A 19372-nucleotide genomic window follows, 5' to 3' on the forward strand; every position below is an offset into this window, starting at 1 on the left:
AATTCACGAACTTTCGGTTGCGGGGATCCGGGCGGTGTCGAATACCGCGGACGGATTGAGGACGTTCCGTGGGTCGAGCGCACGCTTGACCGAGAGATGGACATCTAATGCGGTGGCACCCAATTCGGCAGCCAGCCACTGCTTCTTGAGCCGGCCGACACCGTGTTCGCCGGTCACCGTGCCGCCGAGATCGAGAGCGCAGCGGGTGATGTCGTTGAACGCCGCGAACGCGGAGTCACGGCTGGTGGCATCGTGTTCGTCGTAGATGATGGTCGGATGCAGGTTGCCGTCGCCGGCGTGGCCGAAAACCCCGATGGTGAGCGAGTGGCGGGCAGCGATCAGTTCGATCGACTCGATCAGCGTGGTGACCTTCGTCAGTGGGACACAGACGTCGTCGAGGAGCCAGTTCCCGAGCCGTTCCAGGGCGGGTAGAGCCAGGCGTCGTGCTTCGAGCAACAGTGCCCCTTCATCGGCACTGTCACTGATCGCCGTTTCCGATGCACCGTGATCGAGGCACAGCTGTTCGATACGAGTGATGCTCTGGGCTGCGTCGGGGCCATCGCTCTGAATGAGCAACAACGCGTGAACGTCGTTCCCGAGACCCATCCGAGCCAGTGCATCGACGGCACGCACTGTCGTGTGATCGAGGATTTCAAGCATCGACGGGGTCAGCCCGGCTCCGACGATGCCGCTCACCGCGCGGCCGGCACCCGCCAGTTGTGGAAACGATGCGACCAGGGTGTGGGCCGGGTGCGGGGGAGACACCAGTCGCATGGTGGCTTCGGTGATGATGCCGAGGGTGCCTTCCGAGCCGACGAACAAGCGTGTCAGGTCGTAGCCGGCGACGCCCTTGATGGTTCGGCGACCGGTGCGCACTATTCGTCCGTCGGCGAGAACCACCTCGAGGGCGAGTACGAAGTCGCCGGTGACTCCGTACTTTACGCAGCACATCCCACCTGCGTTGGTTGCGATGTTGCCGCCGACAGTACTGAAGTCCATGCTGCCGGGGTCCGGGGGATAGAACAGACGGGCAGCGGCCGCGGCGGCGCGCAGATCCCCGGTGACGACTCCGGGTTGAACGACCGCGACACGGTTGGCCGGGGCGAGCGAGACGATCCGGTTCATCCGGTGCAGGCTCAGAATCACCGACCCGTCGACGGCGTTGGCGGCGCCGCTCAACCCGCTGCCTGCCCCACGTGCGATGACCGTGACGCCGAGGCGGTGAGCGGCGGTCATACACGCAGCGACCTGCGCGGTCGTCCGCGGCGCGAGAACTGCCACCGGGGTTCCGCGCTCGGTGAGCCGGGACTGGTCATGGGCGTACGCGGCGACGATGTCCGGGTCAGTGGTGACGACGTCGTCGCCAACGACCCGGGCCAACTCGATCAGGAACTCGGCGGGGTGGGATGGCGGGGCGGTGTCTGCGGTACTCACGACGCCGTCCCGGTGTGCGACGGATTCCAGGGAAGGGTCTCGAGGTGGGCACGGATTGTGCGTTTGACGACCTTGCCGTAGCCGGACTTGGGCAGTTCGTCCCAGAGCAGGAAGTGCCGGGGCAGCTTGTATCGGGCCAGTCGTGGCTCGAGCCATTGCCGTAGCTCGTCCGGGCTCGGGGAGGTGCCGGGGGCGGGCACGTAGATCGCGACGCCCACCTCCCCCCATATCGGGTCGGGCATTCCGAGGACAGCGGCTTCCGATACGCCTGGATGTTGGAGCAACTTCTCCTCGATGTCGCGCGGGTAGATATTCGAACCACCGGAGATGTACATATCCGATGCGCGTCCGGTGACGTACAAGAACCCGTGACCGTCGAGGATCCCGAGGTCTCCGGTGCGGAACCAGCCGTCCCGGAACGCGGCGGTGTTGGCGTCGTCGTTGTCGAGATACCCGACGAACACCGCCGGCCCCGAGACACAGATCTCGCCCTGCAGGCCCGAGGGGAGTTCGTGTCCGGTCTCGTCTTGAATGCTGACCTGCATACCGGTGCGGGGATACCCGCACGTGCCGATCTCGATCCCGTCCGGACTGGGGTGATCGTGCAGGTGCGGCGGGAGAACGGTGATGTTTCCGGTGACCTCACCGAGTCCGTAGTACTGGACGAGGACATCCCCGAGGACACGGCGAGCATGCTGCTGATCGGAGGCATACATCGGCGCACCGGCATAGACGACGTGCCGCAGGCTGGAATGGTCGCGAACGCCGGCATCGGGGTGTTCGGCGAGCAACTTCAAGATCGTCGGAACGGTGAACATATTGGTCACCCGCTCACGCTCGACCAGAGCCCACACCTCCGCTCCGTCGAGCTTGCCCGACCCGGTCAACACCGTGGCGGCGCCGGTCGCCACCTGCGGCAGCACATGGATGCCGGCACCGTGTGAGAGGGGAGCCACCACGAGCGAGACATCGCGCTCGGTCGTGGCCGGCATCAGGTCACACAGATGATTGGTGAGGACGAATCCCATCTGATCATGGGTGAGGATCGCCGCCTTGGGTGCGCCACTCGTCCCGGAGGTGAAGAAGTACCACGCCGGGTCGCCGACCCTGACCGGCGCATCGGTGAACGGCGCGGCCCGGCCGGCCGCGGCGACGCCCTCCCCGTCAGCCGACTCGACGCCGATCCACAGGACCCCAGCGGGCAGGGCGATCTCCGCGGACACCGCCGCCGCATGCTCGGGAAAGTCCCGGTGGCACACCACCGCGACCGGCCGGCACGTCCGCGCGATCCCCGCGACGTCGTCCGGGGTCAAACGCACATTGGTGGGGGCCAGCACTGCGCCCACCCTCCACACTGCGAACATCGCCTGGACATACTCCGCATGATTGATGCTGTGGATCAGGACGCACTGTCCGGGCCGGATCCCACGCTCATACAGCAGGTGGGCGAGTGCACTGACTGCGTCGTCGAGCTCGCGCCAACTCCACCGGAGATCGCCACTGATCAGCGCGGTCGAGTCCGGCAAACGGCGGGCGGTTTTGGTCAACGTATGCGCGAGATTGACCGCGCGAGTGGCAAGTGTGCTCACCGGGTCTGCTCCAGAATCGTGGCGTAGTTGGTCACGGCCGCGCCACCCATATTGAACACGGCCGCCCGTCGAACGTTCGGCAGCTGCATCTGCCCGGCCTCACCGGTCAACTGCATCGCTGCCAACACATGCTGGGAGACTCCGGTGGCGCCGATCGGATGCCCCTTCGACTTCAATCCTCCCGAGACGTTCGTCGGCAATGACCCTGTGCGCTCGGTGATACCGGCGTCGATGACCAGCCCGCCCTTGCCCTGCTCGGCCAGACCGAACGCCTCGTACTGCATCAGTTCGGCCTGTGTGAAGCAGTCATGGGTCTCGAGGAGATCGAGGTCCTCACGCGAGATCCGGGCCTCGCCCAGTGCACCGAGGAAAGCATCCTGGGCCCCGGCGAAGAACAACGGGTCCTGTCGCCGCGCCAACGGCAGCGGTTCGTTGGCCTGGGCGCGCCCGCGAACCAACACCGATCGCCGCGTCGTCCGGGCCACCTCGGCGGAGGCGACCACCAGTGCGGCTGCCCCGTCGGACACCAGCGAACAGTCGGTGCGCAGCAGGGGACCGGAGACCACCGGATTCCGCAGACTCGGTGACGCACAGAACTCGTATCCCAGATCTTTCCTCATGTGTGCGTAAGGATTTCGCACCCCATTGCGATGATTTTTCGCCGCAATCCGGGCGAGGGAATCGTGCTGGTCGCCGTAGCGCCGACCGTATTGTTCGGCAAGCCGACCGAAAATGCCGGGAAAGCTCCCCGCACCGGCCTCGGTTCGGCGATGCGCCGCGCCGAGCAGAATGTCCCCGACATCGGCGCCGAGTACCCCGGTCATCTTCTCGGCGCCGATCACCAGTGCCACGCGACCGCGGCCGGCCTGGATATGATCGAGAGCGCTGAACACAGCGGCACTGCCGGTAGCACAAGCATTTTCGACTCGTGTTGATGGTGTGCGGGCGAGTTCCGGGTGACCGACTCCGACAAGCGCGGCCTCGAAGCTCTGCGACGAGAATCCGTTGTTGAACACGCCGACGTAGATGGCATCGACATCGCGGGGAGCGATACCGGCATCGTCGAGCGCGGCAACCGCCACCTCGGCGATCAATTCTTCGACGTCCGGCCGGTCCAGCTTCCCGAAAGGGGTATGAGACCAGCCGACGATGGAGGGCAAATTTGGCATTGGTTCGGACGCCTCCGCAGTGGGGGAGTGGGTGGAATCGAGTATCTGCCGACCCCGCACGCGATACGACCGCCCCTTGTCGAGAGTTGGCTGCGCGCTCTCCTCTCTGGAGAGGAATCCGCTGTTCAGGTGTTCCGCCGCGACCCTCGGATCGGCGAGTCGAACCGCTCGGAACTCCTTCGTGCACGGGGCGGTCGGGTCCTCGACCCCGGCTCGGGGACACCGCGTGATCGTGCCCCAGCCCAGGTAGGAAGACTTCGACAAAGCGAGGACAACTCGGCGAACCTTCCCTCTCCGGCGCGGTCGGCTGACGGACGCGGCGAGAGCCATACTTCGGTAACGATGCCGCCCATCGGGCCGTGATCAATCGCGGACACCGGCCTTGGCGGCAGATCCTGTCGGCCTTTCCCACGAGAAGGAATCATGACCGTATCCACCAGTCTCACCGAGGTCACCGTCGTCGGGATCGGAGCGATCGGATTGCCCATGGCGGTGCGGCTGGCTCGCGCCGGGCACCGGGTCACCGCCGTGGATCCGTCCTGCCATCAGCGCGAGTTGGCTCGTGCGGAGGGCATTACCACGGCTCGGTCGGTCGGGGCGGTGTCGCCTTCGGCGACAGTGATCGTGATGGTGGCGACTCCCGAACAGCTCACCTCGGCTCTCACCGGCGGCGATGGTCTGTTCACGCGCATGCGACCCGGATCGGTGTGCATCGTCATGTCGACCGTGGGGCCAACAGTTGTCACCGCTCTTGCCGGCCAGGCGCACGCGTGCGGCATCGCGTTGATTGATGCACCGGTCACCGGGGGAATACCCCGCGCCGAGCAAGGCGCCCTAACCATTTTCGCGGCCGGTCCCCATGATCTGATCGCCGAGTCCTCGCCCGTGTTCGAGGCGATGGGTACCGTCCACCGGTGCGGTGAGCGTCCCGGCGACGGCCAATCGTACAAACTGATCAACCAACTGCTGTGCAGTGTCCATCTGGTTGCCGCCGCCGAGGCCCTGGCATTCGCCGAACACCTCGGACTCGACCCCCACGACGTCCACCGCGCGGTCGGGGGCGGCGCCGGCTCGTCCTGGATGCTGCTCGACCGTGGCCCCAGAATGCTCACTGACCACGACTCCGAGACACGGACCGCCCTGGACATTTTCGTCAAGGACAGCGATCTGGTGCGATCGGCCGCAGCCCACAGCGGGTTCGACCTGCCCCTGCTCGATGTCGCCAACACGGCATTTCACCGCGCCGCCGACCTCGGCCTCGGCCGCCACGACGATTCCCGAATCAAAGACGCCTATCGATGAGCTCACGCGCACCCGGGTGCCCTGCACCTTGGTGCGAGCGGGCATCTTGCCTGCTCCGTTCGACAACCCACCATCGACATGAAAGAGATCAATGAACACCACCGAACTCCTGAGTCGTCAGGCAGTCGTCGTCGGCGGCGGCAGCGGAATCGGCCTCGCGGTTGTCCGCGGTGCCGTGGACCAGTGCAAAGCCGTGACGGTTGTCGACCTGAGCGCGGAGCGACCGGAATCGTTGAGTCCGCTTCCGGATGTGGTCTATCGCCGGGGCGATGTCCTCGACCTCGACGGACTCGCCCAGCAGTTCAGTGCGATCGCCGACGCAGGCAAGATCGGTTCGCTGTTCGTCTCGGCGGGAATCACGCTGCCCGCCAACATCGCCGAGGTCGACCCCGCCGATGCGCAGCGGTGTCTGATGGTCAACCTGATGGGGTCGATCAACACCGTCAAGGCGGCCCTGCCCCACCTCGATGTGGACGCCTCGATCGTTCTGTGTGCTTCCGTGGCGGCATACACCGGTGGAGGGTACGTCGGTGGCTCGATCTACGGCGCATCGAAAGCGGGCGTGATCGGGCTGACCCGGGGCGCGGCCCGTGAACTCGCACCGCGTCGTATCAGAGTCAATTGTGTGGCACCGGGGGCGACATCGACCGGGATGGTCGGAGACGACCCGGCGGTGGTCGAACGGTTGACCGAGATGACACTGCTCAACCGGCTCGCCAGCCCGGACGATATCGCGGGCGCGGTGCTGTACCTGTGGTCGTCAGCCGCGTCCTACCTGACAGGAACCACGTTGGACGTCAACGGTGGATCCCACCTGGGATAGTCCGTACCGGCGGCGGGCTCGAGCACGGAGACCTCGGCAGGGTCCGCATCGCGGGCGAGTTCGAGCAGCCGGACACCCAGGTGAAGCATGAGCCGGTTCTCCCCGTCGTCGAGGTCGAGACCGGTGAGCTGCCGGATCCGGTCGAGTCGGTAATAGAGCGAGGTGCGGTGAATGTGCAGTGCCGCCGCGGTGCGGGGTGCGGATCCGGCATGGTCGAGGAAACTCGCCAGCGTCTCCAGTAACCAATCCGGCTCGCCGGGGCGGAGTAACCGTGCGAGAGGCGCGGGCAGAAAGGTCGAGGACAGTGCCTTCATCGGGAGCTGCAAGATCAGGGCGTTCGCGCCCAACTCCGCCCACACTCCTACCGGAGCCAGCCGATTGAGTCGCGCGGCGGCGTCGGCGGCGACGTTCGCCTGCTCGTTCGCCTGCCAGGCATCGGCAAGACAAGTCACGGGGTCACCGATCCCGGCAACGCACCGGCTGCCGGCGCCGAGTAACTGCTCCACCGATTCCGTCAGCTGCAGGGCCCGCTCGCGAGCGACCTCGACGCAGTGGGCGCGATTCGACAGTTCCACCACCCGTGCTGCGTCCTCGTCGACCATGACGGCATACCGTTCGGTTCGGGGGCCGACAGCGTCGAGGGCCGCCCTCAGCGCTCGGGCCGCACTGATCGCTCCGTCGGCAGGTTGCCGGAGCACTCGGAGGACGGTGACAACGACCTGTTGTGTGGACACCACCCACCCGAGGTCGTGAAAGTACCGCACACCTGCCCGGCGCGTGGCCTCACGGTCACCGAGCAGACTGCGGACCGCCCCTTCCCGGGCGCTGCGCCGATCCCGGGCGGCAAGGTGCGACGCATACAGGTGAGCGCCGATATCGGTGGCGGTGTGCTCGATCTGCGTGATCTCCTCGGTCGTGAGGGCGCTGTCCGCGTCGATCACCAGAAGTAGGCCCAACAGGTACCCCCGATGCCGAATCGGGGCGCACACCCGCGCCACCATCCCGAGCTCGGGATGAGCGGGGATGACACCCGGCGCGGTCCACGCCGACACCCCCTGACTCAGAACGTGCCGAGTGGCCTGCAGTCCCACATCGCGTTGCAGCACCGCACGAATTCTCTGTGCATCTTCATCGCCGTAATGCTTACTGGCGCAGAGGAGTCGGACTTCGGCATCGTCCACGACGACTGCGCGACGTAGCATCTCGGCGAGTTCGTCGACGAGGCGTTGCAGTGCGACGTCGTTCATGATCGTCCTCCGACCGCCCGCGGAACGCGGACCGCCGCTCGGGGCCGTGCAGGCCTCACATATCGAGTACGAGCCGGCTGCATTTGGATCGCGAGCAGCACAGCATCATGACCTCGTCGGACTCCTTCTCCTGCTCGGTGAGATACGAGTCACGGTGGTCGGGTGTGCCCTCGAGCACCACGGTTTCACACGTGCCGCAGGTTCCCTCACGGCACGAGGTGGGAACGTGCACCCCGGCGGCCTCGAGCGCATCCACGATGGACTCGTCCGCGCCCACCGTGACGACGATGCCGCTCTCGTCTAGTTCGACCTCGAAGGAGGTGTTCTCTCCCTCCAAAGCACCCGCTTTCGGGCGGAACCGCTCCAGATGCAGCGATCCGGAGGGCCAACCTTGGCAGCGGTCCTCGACTGCGTCGAGGAGGACTCCGGGACCGCAGCAGTACACGGCCACATTGTCCTGGGGAGTGCCGAGAAGGGCCTCGAGGTCGATGATGCCGCAGCTGTCCTGGGGCCAGAACGTCACCTTGTCCCCGTGCTCGGCGAGGACGTTGGTGAACGCCATCGAGGACTGCGTACGCCCGCCGTACACCAGCCTCCACGGCGTCTGAGCGGCTTCGCACCGCGCGATCATCGGCAGAATCGGCGTGATACCGATACCACCGGCGATGAAAAGATACTCGGACTCGTCGACCAAGGGGAAGTTGTTGCGCGGTCCCCGCACCCGAATGCGGTCACCGGCGGCAAGGTTGTCGTGTACCCACTCGGACCCGCCACGGCTCTCTGGTTCCCGCAGCACCGCGACCCGCCAGGTGCTGTGGTCGTCGGGGTCACCGCAGAGGGAGTATTGACGTTCGAGGTCGGGGGAGAGGAGCAGATCGATGTGAGCTCCGGGCTCCCACCGCGGCATCTTGTCCCCATCCGCGGGCGCGAGTTCGAGGGAACGGATTCCGTGTGCTTCGTTGGTGACGCTGACGATGATCGCCTCGAGTTCGGTGACGTCACCGCTATGGACATGTGTTTTCACTGGTGCCATCCCTGAAAGAGAATCGACTGGGGAATCTGACCGGCATCGGCGGTCAGTCGTTGTCGCCGACGGCAACGAAAGTCCGTGACGACGTCCCGGTGTGCCGGGCGGTGAGGTGATCGGAGATCGACTCACCGCCCGGCCCGCGGCGACTGCTCGAGCGCTTACGCCGGCTTGGCGGACTCGGTTTCCGCGCACGGCGCCGCGGCGACCTTGTTGCGCTGCGTACCCGCCCGACGACGGCTGGTGTCGACGACAACGACATCGCCTTCGATGGACACGGCATAGCCTTCCATCACGTGCGGGCCCTTCTGCACCCCACCGTCGGGATCAACCACATCCTCCGGGGAACCGGGCACGACCTCCACCTCGTACTTGCGCACTTTGGTGTTACGCGGGTCGTACCAGGATTGCCCGGTCCGGATGTCGAACTCCCACTGATGCCACGGGCAGCGCAGGGAACGTCCCCGTTCGTATTCGATGATCTGGTCGGGGCCCTCGGACGCCGACACACCGAAGATGGTGCCGTGTTCGCACAATGCGGCACCGGCGTGCGGGCACTGGTTCAACAGTGCGTAGTACTCGCCATCGACATTGAACACCCCGATCGAGCGGCCCTCCAGCTCGATGATCTTCCTCTGGCCAGGCTCGATCTCGGCCGCGTTGGCGACAACATACTTCGTCATTATCCGGTCACCTCGAGCCCGAAGAACTTCTGGCCGTTCGTGCGAAGAACCTTGTCCCGCAGATCTTTCGGGAAACTCGGTGGAAACACCGTTTCCGGCGAGTCGAAATCGAAGTGCGGGTAGTCGGACGCGTAGAGAACGTTATCCGCACAGAACTCTTCGATCATCTCGGCCAAATGAGCGGGGTTGTCCGGTTCGTCGATCGGCTGAGTGGATGCCCAGATGTGGTCCTGGATGTATTCCGACGGCTTGCGCTGCAGGTCGGCGACCTCACTGCGCAGGGTCTTCCAGTGGTATTCGAGCCGCTGGAGCAGCGACGCGAAGTGGACGACGTTACCTTCGACGAACATGATCTTCAGTTCGGGGAAGCGGTCGAAGGTCCCCGTCAAGATCAGGCTCAAGACCTGCGACTGGAAGCTCTGCACGTGTCCGACGTGGTATTCGGTGTGGTACGACGTCCAACCGGTTCCGGTGTTCGCATGCCCACCACCGGTGGACAGGTGGAACTGGAACGGCAGACCGGCCTCGATGGCAGCTTCGTACAGCGGCCAGTAACGGCGGCTGCCGAGCGGCTCGAGGGTCTTGCTCAGGCCCAGGATGGAAACCACCCCGGGGTCGGAGCCGACCCGCTCGATTTCCTTGATCGCGAACTCGGGGCAGTCGAGAGTGACTGGGATGGCCGCGCGCAGACGAGGTTCCGGGTACACCAGGTGCTCGAGCTGCCAGTCGTTGATCGCGCTGCACAGCGCGGCACCGAGCTCGGGGTTCAGCGCCTGGGATGCCGGGTTGAGGGTCTGCCCGCCCGGTGCCAGGCACTGCAAAACACCCAGCTGGACATCGTGCAGGTCGAGCAGCTGCTTCTGAATGAGCCCCAGATCCGATCCCGGGTAGCCCGAGTCCGGCCAAGAATCGGCGCGCATCGCCCCGCCGTACATCTGCGGGTACTCGCCGATGAACTGCAGACCGTTCGTGGTGCGCACACCGTATTCGCGGATGTGGTCGCGCCACTTCTTGGGCAGGTACCCGTTGATCAGTCCATCCCGGGGCACCGGGTGAATGTCGACGTCGATCACTCCGGTGTCGACCACAGGAGCGCTCAATGTGCCAGGGGTAGCGTGTTCGATGGTGGTCATCCCTATTCCGCCTTTCCCGAGTTGGGGACTACGAGGTTGTAGAGGTCCGCGGCGTTGTGCCGGAAGATGCGGTCGAGTAATGCTTTGTCGCTGGTTCCGGCCTCGATGTCACGCGGCCCGGAGTGGTGATTGTGGGGGTAATCGCTCGAGTACACGAGCATCTGGTCCGAGCCCATGCGATCGACGATGCTGTCGAGCCGGCCGGGTTCTTCGGCCCCGTCCGAGGGCGCGGTGGTGAAGCGGACGTGCTCACGGATCAGTTCCGAGGGCAGGCGATCCACCCAGGGCAGGTCGGGCCGGTAACTCTTCCAGAGCTTGTCGAACTTCCACAAGAACGGCGGGAGCCAATTGAAGCCCACCTCGGACACGACGATCTTCGTGGCCGGGAACTTCTGCAAGATGCCTTCGGAGACGATCGAGCAGAGCTGCGCTTCGAGGTTGGCTTGCTGGCCCACATACCACTCGAGATAGGTCGTCGGCCAACCGACCGATGTCGGCGCCTGCCGGAAGACACCGCCGATGTGGATCGCGACGGGCAGGCCGGCCTTCTCCGCGGCTTCCCAGATCGGCCAGTTGCTCTCACGGCCGAGCAGAATCTCGGACTGTCCCAGGACCAGCACCTGGACGAAACGCTTGTCCTCGGCTGCCCAGTACGCGATCTCGTCGGCGGCCGCGCGCGGCGTGCCCATCGGGACGACGATCGAGGCCCGCAGACGAGGATCGCGGTCGAGCCACTCCCGCGCAATCCAGGTGTTCAGGGCCCGGGCATGAGCTGCCTCGCGGCGCGGCTGATGGATCTGCTGAACCGCATACAGGCAGTTCAACACCGCGAAATCGGTGAAACCATCGGAGAACACATCCTTGACCAGACCCTCCACGTGAGTGGCGGCTCGGCCCTCCTTGTCCTGAATGGCGTCGGGACGCTGCGCGATCGCAGAACCGCGAGGATGGTAATTGGGCTCGTACGACGGGGACAGCGCCGCGACGAGCTGGTCTCCCCAGTACTCGTCCAAGTAGGGGAGCAGGGCAGTCGACGAGGGCAGAATGGGGTGCACGTCGCAATCCACCACTGCTGGTCGGACGGACTGCGTCACGGCGTTGGCATTCTCGGCTACAGCGTTGGCAACCATGGTATTGACGCCACCTAACCTTTCCGATGGCTCGCGAACTCGTCGCGAGGATGAACTTTTCCCGGCAACGGGGCTGGATCGTGCCGGAGTAATGGGGTGCGTGAAGGCAGGAGGCTGTCTTTCACGGCAGTAGTGTGTGTCGGCGTCGAAAGTGGAACTTGCAACGCCGCAGTTCTTTTCGAGGGAATCGTCGTCACGTGTGCGGTGAGTCGGTTACTGTTCCCTCTCGGACCAGCGCTTCCCGTTCGCCACGCACCTGGTTGGTGTGTTCATTGACGTCCTCCGAACGGATTGTTAGCCTGATCACTACGTGGATCCAGGGTCCAGGATACACACACAACGAAACTTTCGACAAGACGCGGGGGCGACCGCGCCGAGGACGAAGTCACATGGGCTACCAGCCCCAAGGAGTTGATCTTTCGTGCCAGAACTCGACCACAAGTCGGTAAACGACCCGGTAACCTCGCCCGTAGTGGCCCGCTCAACCGCGTCGCAACCACCTACGAAGAAGAGCCTGCGCCGCGTCGCCGCAGCCAGTTCGATCGGCACCACGATCGAGTACTACGACTTCTTCATCTACGGGACAGCCTCAGCGCTGGTATTCCCGACACTGTTCTTTCCTGGAGCGGACCCGGCGATCGGGACCATCGCATCCTTCGCGACCTTCGCCGTCGCGTTCTTTGCACGACCGGTAGGGGCGATCCTCTTCGGGCATTACGGAGACAAGATCGGGCGCAAGCGCACCCTGGTATGGACGCTGCTCATCATGGGGTTCGCCACCGTCGGGATCGGCTTCATGCCCGGCTACGACGTCGGAGTATTCGGCTTCTTCGAGGACGGCATCGGAATCTGGGCCCCGGTGATCCTGGTGGGCATGCGCTTCCTGCAGGGATTCGCGGTCGGCGGGGAGTGGGCGGGGGCAACACTGCTCACCGCTGAATATGCCCCCGAGGGCAAGCGCGGAAAGATGGCGATGTACCCGCAATTGGGTCCGGCGTTCGCGTTTTTCCTCGCCAGCGGTACCTTCTTCATAGCCTCGGTCACCATCGGTGCGACCAGTTCGACCTTCCTCACCTACGGCTGGCGAATCCCGTTCATCGCCTCGATTCTGCTCATCGCCGTGGGAATGTGGGTGCGACTGGCCGTCGAGGAGACTCCCGTATTCAAGGAGCAGCAGAAGAAGCAGGCGATCAGCACTACACCCCAGAAGCTGCCGTTCGTCGAGGTCATCCGCCTGCAGTGGAGAGAAATTCTCATCGCGTCCGGTGCGATGGCGACCCTGTTCTCACTCTTCTACATGGGAACCGCCTTCCTCACCAGCTACGGCACCGGCCACCTCGGTTTCAGTCGCACCATGATCCTCGGCATGGGAATGATCGCGGCCGTTGTCTTCGGTCTCGCTACCGCGGCGGCGGCGATCCTGTCTGACCGGATCGGCCGGCGCAAGATCATCCTCGCCGCAGTGGCCGCCGCAGTACCGTGGACGCTGATCTTGTTCCCGCTCCTCGACACCGGCTCGCCGATCGCGTTCCTTATCGCGGTCACTGGAACCTTGGTCCTGTACGGCGTGGCGTACGGCCCCACCGGGGCACTGCTTCCGGAAATGTTCAGAGCCCGGTTCCGCTACACCGGAGCGGGACTGAGCTACAACCTCGCCGGCATCCTCGGTGGCGCCATCCCGCCCCTGCTCGCCGCCCAGATCGTCTCGACCCACGCCAGCATCTGGGTGGGCGTAATGCTTGCGGTGCTGTCGGCGATATCGGTGGCCTGTGCCAGTGCCATCTCCGAAACCAAGGACCGTGACATCGACGCCGGGCTCGCATCCGACAACTGAATCCCACTGGGAAAAGCCGAGCACATCACGAATCGGCTGAGCTCGGCGGTGGAAGCCGGGAAAACCCGAGGGCTCGGATGCCCGTTGTCCGGGCCCTCGGGCAGGTGTTCATGGTGAATTGCCGCGACGTCCCCGCATCCGTGAGCGTCACCACCACCGGGGATTGACGTAACGCAGCGCACATTGTTACCGTCTATAAGGAGCCTGGATCCAGGCTCCAGGATTCACTACTGGAACGGTGGAGCAGAAGTCCAGCACGGCGATGTGCCGACGGCCTTGGGCGGTTCGATCGGAATGAATCATTTTGTCACACTGTGGCATTCGACAGCACCAGGATGGTCCGGCAGCGGGATACCCGAGCCTCATGTCGCCGAAAGCGCGGTGGTCCCCGGTCTATTGATTGCAGTTCAAGCCAAGAGCCTCTCCATCAACCAAAGCGACGGATTCGTCATACCTCACGAGGCGGTCAACATGATCGAAACGGCAACACCTGGTGCCCCACACCTCGGTGCCCAATCGCCGGCACCAGGCGTCTCCGGGCGAGAACGGGCATACAGATATGTTCGCGACGAGGTCCTGCAGCGTCCCGAATCAACAGGCACCTTTCTGAGCGAACAGGGCATAGCATCGCTTCTCGGGACCTCGCGCACACCGGTAAGGGAGGCGCTTCTTCGATTGCAAGCCGAGGGGCTCGTCGAAGTCATGCCGAAACGAGGCGTCTACGTCGCGCCGATGAGTCGCCGTCAAATCACCGAAGTCCTCGACCTGCGCCGAGTACTCGAAGGTCATGCGGCCGCCCAGGCGATGGCTCGGAACTTCGTGCCCATCAACGCCCTGCGCCAAACAGTTCTCGAACAGAATTCCGTGAACGTTCGAGCAAGTCATACGGCGGCGCTGCGGTTTTTCGAACTTGACCGCCGGTTCCACCAGGACTTGGTCGACGCCGCCGGTAGCGACCTGCTCTCACGCACATACGCGAACCTCCGCATTCGCCAACTTCGATTCGGCGGCGCAACCCTGTGCACCAACCCACATCGGCAACGCCGCGTCTGCGACGAGCACCTCGCAATCATCGACGCACTCGACCGAAACGACGACACACAGGTACAAGCGATGATCGCGAATCATCTCGATTCCACCCAACAAACATTCTTATGCGCTGCTTGATACCCCGAAACGCTTCGGACCTCCGAGCGCCACAGCTGTCGCCCTCCGTTCGCCCGCGGAGGGCGACTCCCTCTATCGGCCCCCCATACTCCCGATCCCGCCCCGCTACCCAGCTACGCCGCCGCCGAGATCGGCAGAAAGGTCTCCAGATGAGCACCAGCACCTCACCTCGGCGACATCGAGTCGTCATCATCGGTTCCGGCTTCGGCGGCTTGTTCGCTGCTAAGGCGCTGCGCCGCGCAGACGTCGATGTGACTGTTATCGACCGCACCACCCATCACCTCTTTCAGCCGCTGCTCTACCAGGTGGCGACAGGAATCCTCTCTGAGGGAGAGATCGCCCCCTCGACCCGTATGATCTTGAAAAAGCACCCCAATACCGTCGTCCAACTGGGCGAAGTCACAAAGATCGACGTGGGCGACCGAACCGTCAGATCCACCGACCGGGGCCGGACGACACTCACTCCATACGACAGCCTGATCGTGTCTGCGGGAGCCCAACAATCGTATTTCGGCAATGACCATTTCGCCGAGCATGCGCCGGGGATGAAAACCATCGACGACGCCCTCGAACTCCGCGGCAGAATCCTCGGAGCATTCGAATCTGCCGAATCGACGACCGACCCAGCTGCACGAGAGCGACTCCTGAACTTCGTCGTCGTCGGCGCCGGACCGACCGGTGTCGAAATGGCAGGACAGATAGCCGAACTGGCACACCGAACCCTGGTGGGTGCCTACCGCAACATCGACACCCGAGACAGCCGTATCATTCTCCTCGATGCAGCACCAGCCATCCTGACGCCCTTCGGATCACACCTCGGGGAAAAGGCCACCCACACACTGACCAAACTCGGCGTCGACATACAACTTGACGCAGCGGTCACCCGCGTCGACCGGCACGGCCTTACTGTTCGCGCAACAGACGGAACCGAACGGAGAATCAACGCGGTCTGCAAGGTCTGGTCGGCCGGCGTCGCTGCTAGCCCACTGGCCAGGCAACTCGCCCAGCAAACCGGTGCCCCCCTCGATAAGTCGGGGCGGATCGCTGTCAAGGACGACTTCTCTCTACCGGATCACCACAACGTCTTCGTCATCGGGGACATGGCCGCGCAGGGCAAACTCCCCGGCGTCGCCCAGGTCGCCATCCAAGGAGGTCGATACGCCGCACGCCAGATCAGGGCGGAGCTGACAGCCGCCACACACAACAGGCCGGCTCTGGCGCGAAAACCCTTCGTCTACAAAGACAAAGGATCGATGGCCACGATCTCCCGCTTCCATGCGGTTGCCAAGATCGGGCGCCTCAACTTGACGGGAATAGTGGCATGGTTCCTGTGGCTCGCTGTCCACGTGGCCTACATCGTCGGTTTCCGGAGCCGTATTGTCACACTTCTCTCCTGGAGCTGGACCTTCCTGGGGTCTTGGCGAGGCCAACTAACAATCACCCACCAGCAGGTCGCCGCTCGAAACGCGATCGGCCAACTGCACCGTCTCCAGATGACAGGGCAGCCACGATATCAGCCAGTCACCCGCGTAAGCTGATGAAGACTCTCCGCCGGTACCGGGCTGGAGTCGCCTTCGTACTGAAATGGCAGTGCTGGCAACACTGGATCGCTGACGGCATCCTTGACAACGACGGCACACTGTCCGGAACTCGATCCGAATCTGATTCGTTTTGAATCTGACCGCCCGGGCTGCCGGTGCAATCCCTTCCGCCACGAAATGTCATAATCTCCGTTACCGGCACGCCGGAAATATGCTTCCGGCAGCGTATTTGGCTCTGAGTTTGCGATCCGCGCGGATTACCCGCTCGTGTCCCGTCCGGTGGTCCAGGTGCCCAGTTCCAGGTGCCTTTTCGTCGCTTGGGCCGAGTCGGCCAGGTCGCGCCGGAGGCCGCCGTGCGCGGCCCCATCGGATTCGTCCAACGGATCGCGGGGCGTGTACTTGTGGCGGATCGTGCCGGCGATCGGGTGCGTGGTGACGCTGCCTGGTCCGCCACCCCGGCGAGGGTGATCACATGGATGGTGAGGGCGGTAGGTGGGGGTCACAGCGGTCCGGGTCCGGGGCGGCGGTGCGGTGTGCGGGTGCGGCGGTGGTGGCGGGTGCGGTCTCGTTCGGTCAGTCCGCCCCAGATGCCGTGGGACTCGCCGGTCGCGAGGGCGTGGTCGCGGCATGCGGTGAGTACTGGGCACTGCTGGCAGATCTGCTTCGCCGCCCGTTCTCGTCGGGCGCGGGCGCCGGCGCGTTCGCCCTCGGGGGAGTAGAACACGGGCGTCTCGGTGCCGCGGCAGGCTCCGTGGTGCTGCCAGTCGGACTGGGTATGCGGGTGCGGGCGAAGGTGTGTGGGTGTGTTCATGCATCTCTTCCGGTACCGGGGTGGGTGACAGTGAGGAAAGGGGTGGGAGGGTGGTGCGTGGTGTCAGTACCGTCGCTCGGTGTGGGTGCGGCAGGGTTCGGGTCCGTGGTGGTTCGGACGGGGTGGGGTGTCGTGTTCGGCGAACATGGCCGCGAGGTGCACTAATGGTGGCGGTGCTCATCGCGTGGCCGGGTGCTGCGCTGCGGAAGCCGGCGCGGGTGAGTGCGGGCGGTACCGATCAGGGGTATCGGGGGCCGGTGCGCCCCACGCTCGGGGTGGGGTGGTGATGCCTGGGCTCGACATCGGGGATACGACGGAGGCGGCGGTCTCGGGGTGCCTCCACACCTTCGTGGCTGACCGGACTATGGGTCTGTCGAGGTGTTATGCCTAGCTTAGCGAGGCTCTGATTGACGTCTGGATGAAATCGGTAAGGAGTAGTGGGCGTCACATGCCGCGCGGCCACGGTTTCGGGGGAGGGATGGCGGGAGGGCGGGCGCTCGGCCCGTCGGTGACGGGAGGTCCTCGGTGGGCGGGCACGGTCGGCGATGGCATGGTCACCGGGTCTGTCGCCGCGGCGTGGGCGGGAGGCCGGTGGTCGGGTCCGGCGGCGGTCCGCCGGCCAATTGGGGCCCGCCGTGGGCGGCGGTGAAGGCGTGCGCGAGGCTGTCGAAGGTGCGCACGGTGTCCATGCCGACCCGTGTGATGATGCGGCGCAGAGGGCAGGTGCGGCGACGGTGAGGTGGCCGCGTTGTTCGCGGATCCGGGGGCCGGCCTCGGCGAGTGCGGACAGGGCCGCGGATCCGACGAAGGTGGTGTCGAGCAGGTCGACGACGGCGCTGCGGCCGTGCAGCACGACTTCGTCGAGGCAGGCGGTGAGTATCGGGGCGGTGACCGCGTCGACGTCGCCGCTCAGGCGCAGCACGATCGGACCGCCGGTGGGTTCGTCGATCTTGAGGGTGAAAGGGCAGTGGTCGGTGCCGGCTCGGTCCCAGCCGGCGGTCTCGGACAGGGACAGGCGTAGGCGTTGTGGGCTTTCGATGACCGATCGCAGGTAGGTCATGGTCGCTCCCGAAAAAGGGGGCGGTCGGGGAGCGGGCACCCTGCCGGTGGGGGAGGGAGGTGGGTGCACGCACAACGGCCGCAGTGGATGAAGTTCGGCGGCTGCTGTCTGAACCTGTGACGAGGACGGTAATCAGCCTGCAGCCGGAAGGAAACCCCAGCATCGGCACAGCACCCGCCGGTGTGGCGCCCACGCCCACCCCGGTCGCGTCGAGGCTGGCGGATGCCTGCCCTTCTCGCGCGAACCCCGTCCGACGAGGACGCACGGGGGCGCCCGGTCAGTGGTGCCAGCGCACCGGGCCGATCCGCACGGTGATGCCGAACATGCGGCGGGCCGCGGGACGCGGCACGATCCGCACGCGAATCCGGGGTGGGTCGGGTGCCGGTGGTGGCGGGGCCCGCCGCTGCCGGCCGGGGTCAGCGCCCCGGAGGAGGTCGGTGTGGTCGTGGGCGGCGCGGCGGCCCGGGTCGCGCAGCAGGGTATAGGCGGCGAGGATCTGTTGCAGGTGTTCGTCGGCGCCGGGGTCCGCGGGTCCCGGTCCGCGGGTGTCGGGGTGGTGTCGGCGGAGCAGGCGCCGGTAGGCGCGGGCGATCTCGGACTGGGAGGCCGTCGGGGTCAGTCCCAGTACCCGGTACGGATCTCGGTCGATGCTCATCGTCTTACATTCCTCGCCACGTCGTCTTCCGTGGCGTTGGCGTGTCCACGCCCCTCTCACGTGCGTGGTCGGATCGGCGGTCGGTGCCGCGCGTATGCGGCGGCCCTGGCCGCCGTTCGGGTACGCGTCCGGGTCACCGGATGGGGTGGCCTCGCCGGCGCCGCGAGTCCGCCTGCGGCACTGTTCATCTCTGCCGGTTCCGCGCGTGCGGGGGTTCGTCGCGGGTATGGCGTCGTGTGCGTGGCGGGTGCCGGAGCCGGGGCGGCCGACGTCGAAAGGGTGCCATCGTCAATGGCGGTGCGCCCGAACATCATCGCTGTGGTGTGGTGGCGCCGGTGTGTCCTGTCGGTGGGTCGGCGGCCCCGGATCGGTGCAGTGTGCCGGGGGTTCGCCGCGCCGTGTCCGCGTAGTGGACAGGTGACGGAGACGCGGCGGCGGTCGAACCGGTCCGTGGAATTCGTTGCGGTGTCGCCTCACTCCTTTCGTGATCGTTCTCGAGCGGTTCCGGTCGCATCCGTCGATCCGTGTGTCACCGCGGGTGTTCGAGTCGCATCCCGGCCACCGCCCCGGTGGGCTCGCTTCCGCCGGGTGGTGAGCGCTGGGTGGCCCGGATCTGCGGGGCCGGGGGAGCGGTCACCGGCCACCCCGAACACCGGGGACGCGGCCGATGCAACGGACCGGACCGTGCGGTGGCCATCGTCGCGAGCAGGACCGCGGCCTGCGGGGTGAGCGCGTCGGCGAGGATGCGATCCGAATCGGCGACGAGC

The 19372-nt window shown here is 65.4% G+C and carries 16 protein-coding genes and 1 pseudogene; 5 read left to right on the forward strand and 12 right to left on the reverse strand.

Annotated features, from left to right (window positions below; genetic code table 11):
- Positions 1-3: 3 nt before the first annotated feature.
- Genes ACFTZB_RS13160 through ACFTZB_RS13170 form a run of 3 tightly spaced genes read right to left on the reverse strand, consistent with a single transcriptional unit; the run spans position 4 to position 4192 of the window.
- Positions 4-1389, reverse strand: a complete 1386-nt coding sequence (locus ACFTZB_RS13160; protein ID WP_378432116.1) for an FAD-binding oxidoreductase — start codon at positions 1387-1389, stop codon at positions 4-6.
- A 41-nt stretch (positions 1390-1430) separates the two neighbouring features.
- Positions 1431-3023, reverse strand: a complete 1593-nt coding sequence (locus ACFTZB_RS13165) for an acyl-CoA synthetase (protein WP_378432092.1) — start codon at positions 3021-3023, stop codon at positions 1431-1433.
- On the reverse strand, positions 3020-4192 hold the full coding sequence (locus tag ACFTZB_RS13170; protein WP_378432094.1) for a thiolase domain-containing protein: 1173 nt from the start codon (positions 4190-4192) through the stop codon (positions 3020-3022). The genes ACFTZB_RS13165 and ACFTZB_RS13170 overlap by 4 nt, the downstream gene beginning before the upstream one ends.
- Positions 4193-4615: 423 nt before the next feature.
- Here ACFTZB_RS13170 and ACFTZB_RS13175 point away from each other — a divergent pair, with 423 nt between their 5' ends.
- Positions 4616-5494 (forward strand): NAD(P)-dependent oxidoreductase, encoded by an 879-nt coding sequence (locus ACFTZB_RS13175; RefSeq protein ID WP_378432095.1) that lies wholly within the window; start codon positions 4616-4618, stop codon positions 5492-5494.
- Positions 5495-5585: 91 nt separating this feature from the next.
- Entirely contained in the window at positions 5586-6317 is a 732-nt protein-coding gene (locus tag ACFTZB_RS13180) for an SDR family NAD(P)-dependent oxidoreductase (RefSeq protein ID WP_378432097.1), read from the forward strand.
- Here ACFTZB_RS13180 and ACFTZB_RS13185 read toward each other — a convergent pair.
- The 5 genes from ACFTZB_RS13185 to ACFTZB_RS13205 form a co-directional block, all read right to left on the reverse strand.
- Positions 6266-7564, reverse strand: coding sequence for a PucR family transcriptional regulator (locus ACFTZB_RS13185; RefSeq protein ID WP_378432098.1), 1299 nt, complete (start codon positions 7562-7564; stop codon positions 6266-6268). The two genes, ACFTZB_RS13180 and ACFTZB_RS13185, sit on opposite strands and share 52 nt — an antisense overlap.
- A 55-nt stretch (positions 7565-7619) precedes the next feature.
- Positions 7620-8597 carry a PDR/VanB family oxidoreductase gene (locus ACFTZB_RS13190; protein ID WP_378432099.1) on the reverse strand — a complete coding sequence of 326 codons (978 nt, stop codon included), beginning with the start codon at positions 8595-8597 and terminating at the stop codon, positions 7620-7622.
- Between the two features lie 155 nt (positions 8598-8752).
- Positions 8753-9274 (reverse strand): Rieske (2Fe-2S) protein, encoded by a 522-nt coding sequence (locus ACFTZB_RS13195; protein ID WP_378432100.1) that lies wholly within the window; start codon positions 9272-9274, stop codon positions 8753-8755.
- Entirely contained in the window at positions 9274-10407 is a 1134-nt protein-coding gene (locus ACFTZB_RS13200; RefSeq protein ID WP_378432101.1) for an amidohydrolase family protein, read from the reverse strand. The genes ACFTZB_RS13195 and ACFTZB_RS13200 overlap by 1 nt, the downstream gene beginning before the upstream one ends.
- 2 nt (positions 10408-10409) lie before the next feature.
- Entirely contained in the window at positions 10410-11537 is a 1128-nt protein-coding gene (locus tag ACFTZB_RS13205) for an amidohydrolase family protein (RefSeq protein WP_378432102.1), read from the reverse strand.
- A 472-nt stretch (positions 11538-12009) separates the two neighbouring features.
- On the opposite strand from ACFTZB_RS13205, the gene ACFTZB_RS13210 reads away from it, so the two are divergent.
- The 3 genes from ACFTZB_RS13210 to ACFTZB_RS13220 all read left to right on the forward strand — a co-directional run bounded on the left by ACFTZB_RS13210 (position 12010) and on the right by ACFTZB_RS13220 (position 16076).
- A complete protein-coding gene (locus ACFTZB_RS13210) occupies positions 12010-13371 on the forward strand; it encodes an MFS transporter (protein WP_378432103.1) in 1362 nt (453 codons plus the stop codon).
- A gap of 294 nt (positions 13372-13665) precedes the next feature.
- Positions 13666-14538 (forward strand): GntR family transcriptional regulator, encoded by an 873-nt coding sequence (locus ACFTZB_RS13215; RefSeq protein WP_378432104.1) that lies wholly within the window; start codon positions 13666-13668, stop codon positions 14536-14538.
- Between the two features lie 149 nt (positions 14539-14687).
- Positions 14688-16076, forward strand: coding sequence for an NAD(P)/FAD-dependent oxidoreductase (locus ACFTZB_RS13220; RefSeq protein WP_378432106.1), 1389 nt, complete (start codon positions 14688-14690; stop codon positions 16074-16076).
- 502 nt (positions 16077-16578) lie between these two features.
- Here ACFTZB_RS13220 and ACFTZB_RS13225 read toward each other — a convergent pair.
- From ACFTZB_RS13225 to ACFTZB_RS13240, 4 genes and pseudogenes are all read right to left on the reverse strand, one after another.
- The gene (locus ACFTZB_RS13225; protein WP_378432107.1) at positions 16579-16890 is read right to left on the reverse strand and encodes a WhiB family transcriptional regulator; all 312 of its coding nucleotides are present in this window, start codon (positions 16888-16890) and stop codon (positions 16579-16581) included.
- 238 nt (positions 16891-17128) lie between these two features.
- Positions 17129-17950 (reverse strand): STAS domain-containing protein, encoded by an 822-nt coding sequence (locus ACFTZB_RS13230; protein ID WP_378432108.1) that lies wholly within the window; start codon positions 17948-17950, stop codon positions 17129-17131.
- A gap of 277 nt (positions 17951-18227) precedes the next feature.
- A complete protein-coding gene (locus tag ACFTZB_RS13235; protein ID WP_378432109.1) occupies positions 18228-18605 on the reverse strand; it encodes a J domain-containing protein in 378 nt (125 codons plus the stop codon).
- Between the two features lie 529 nt (positions 18606-19134).
- Positions 19135-19372 (reverse strand): annotated as a pseudogene (locus ACFTZB_RS13240) (hypothetical protein); the annotation flags it as partial.

Source organism: Rhodococcus sp. NPDC057014 (assembly GCF_042673295.1).
Lineage (GTDB): Bacteria > Actinomycetota > Actinomycetes > Mycobacteriales > Mycobacteriaceae > Rhodococcus_F.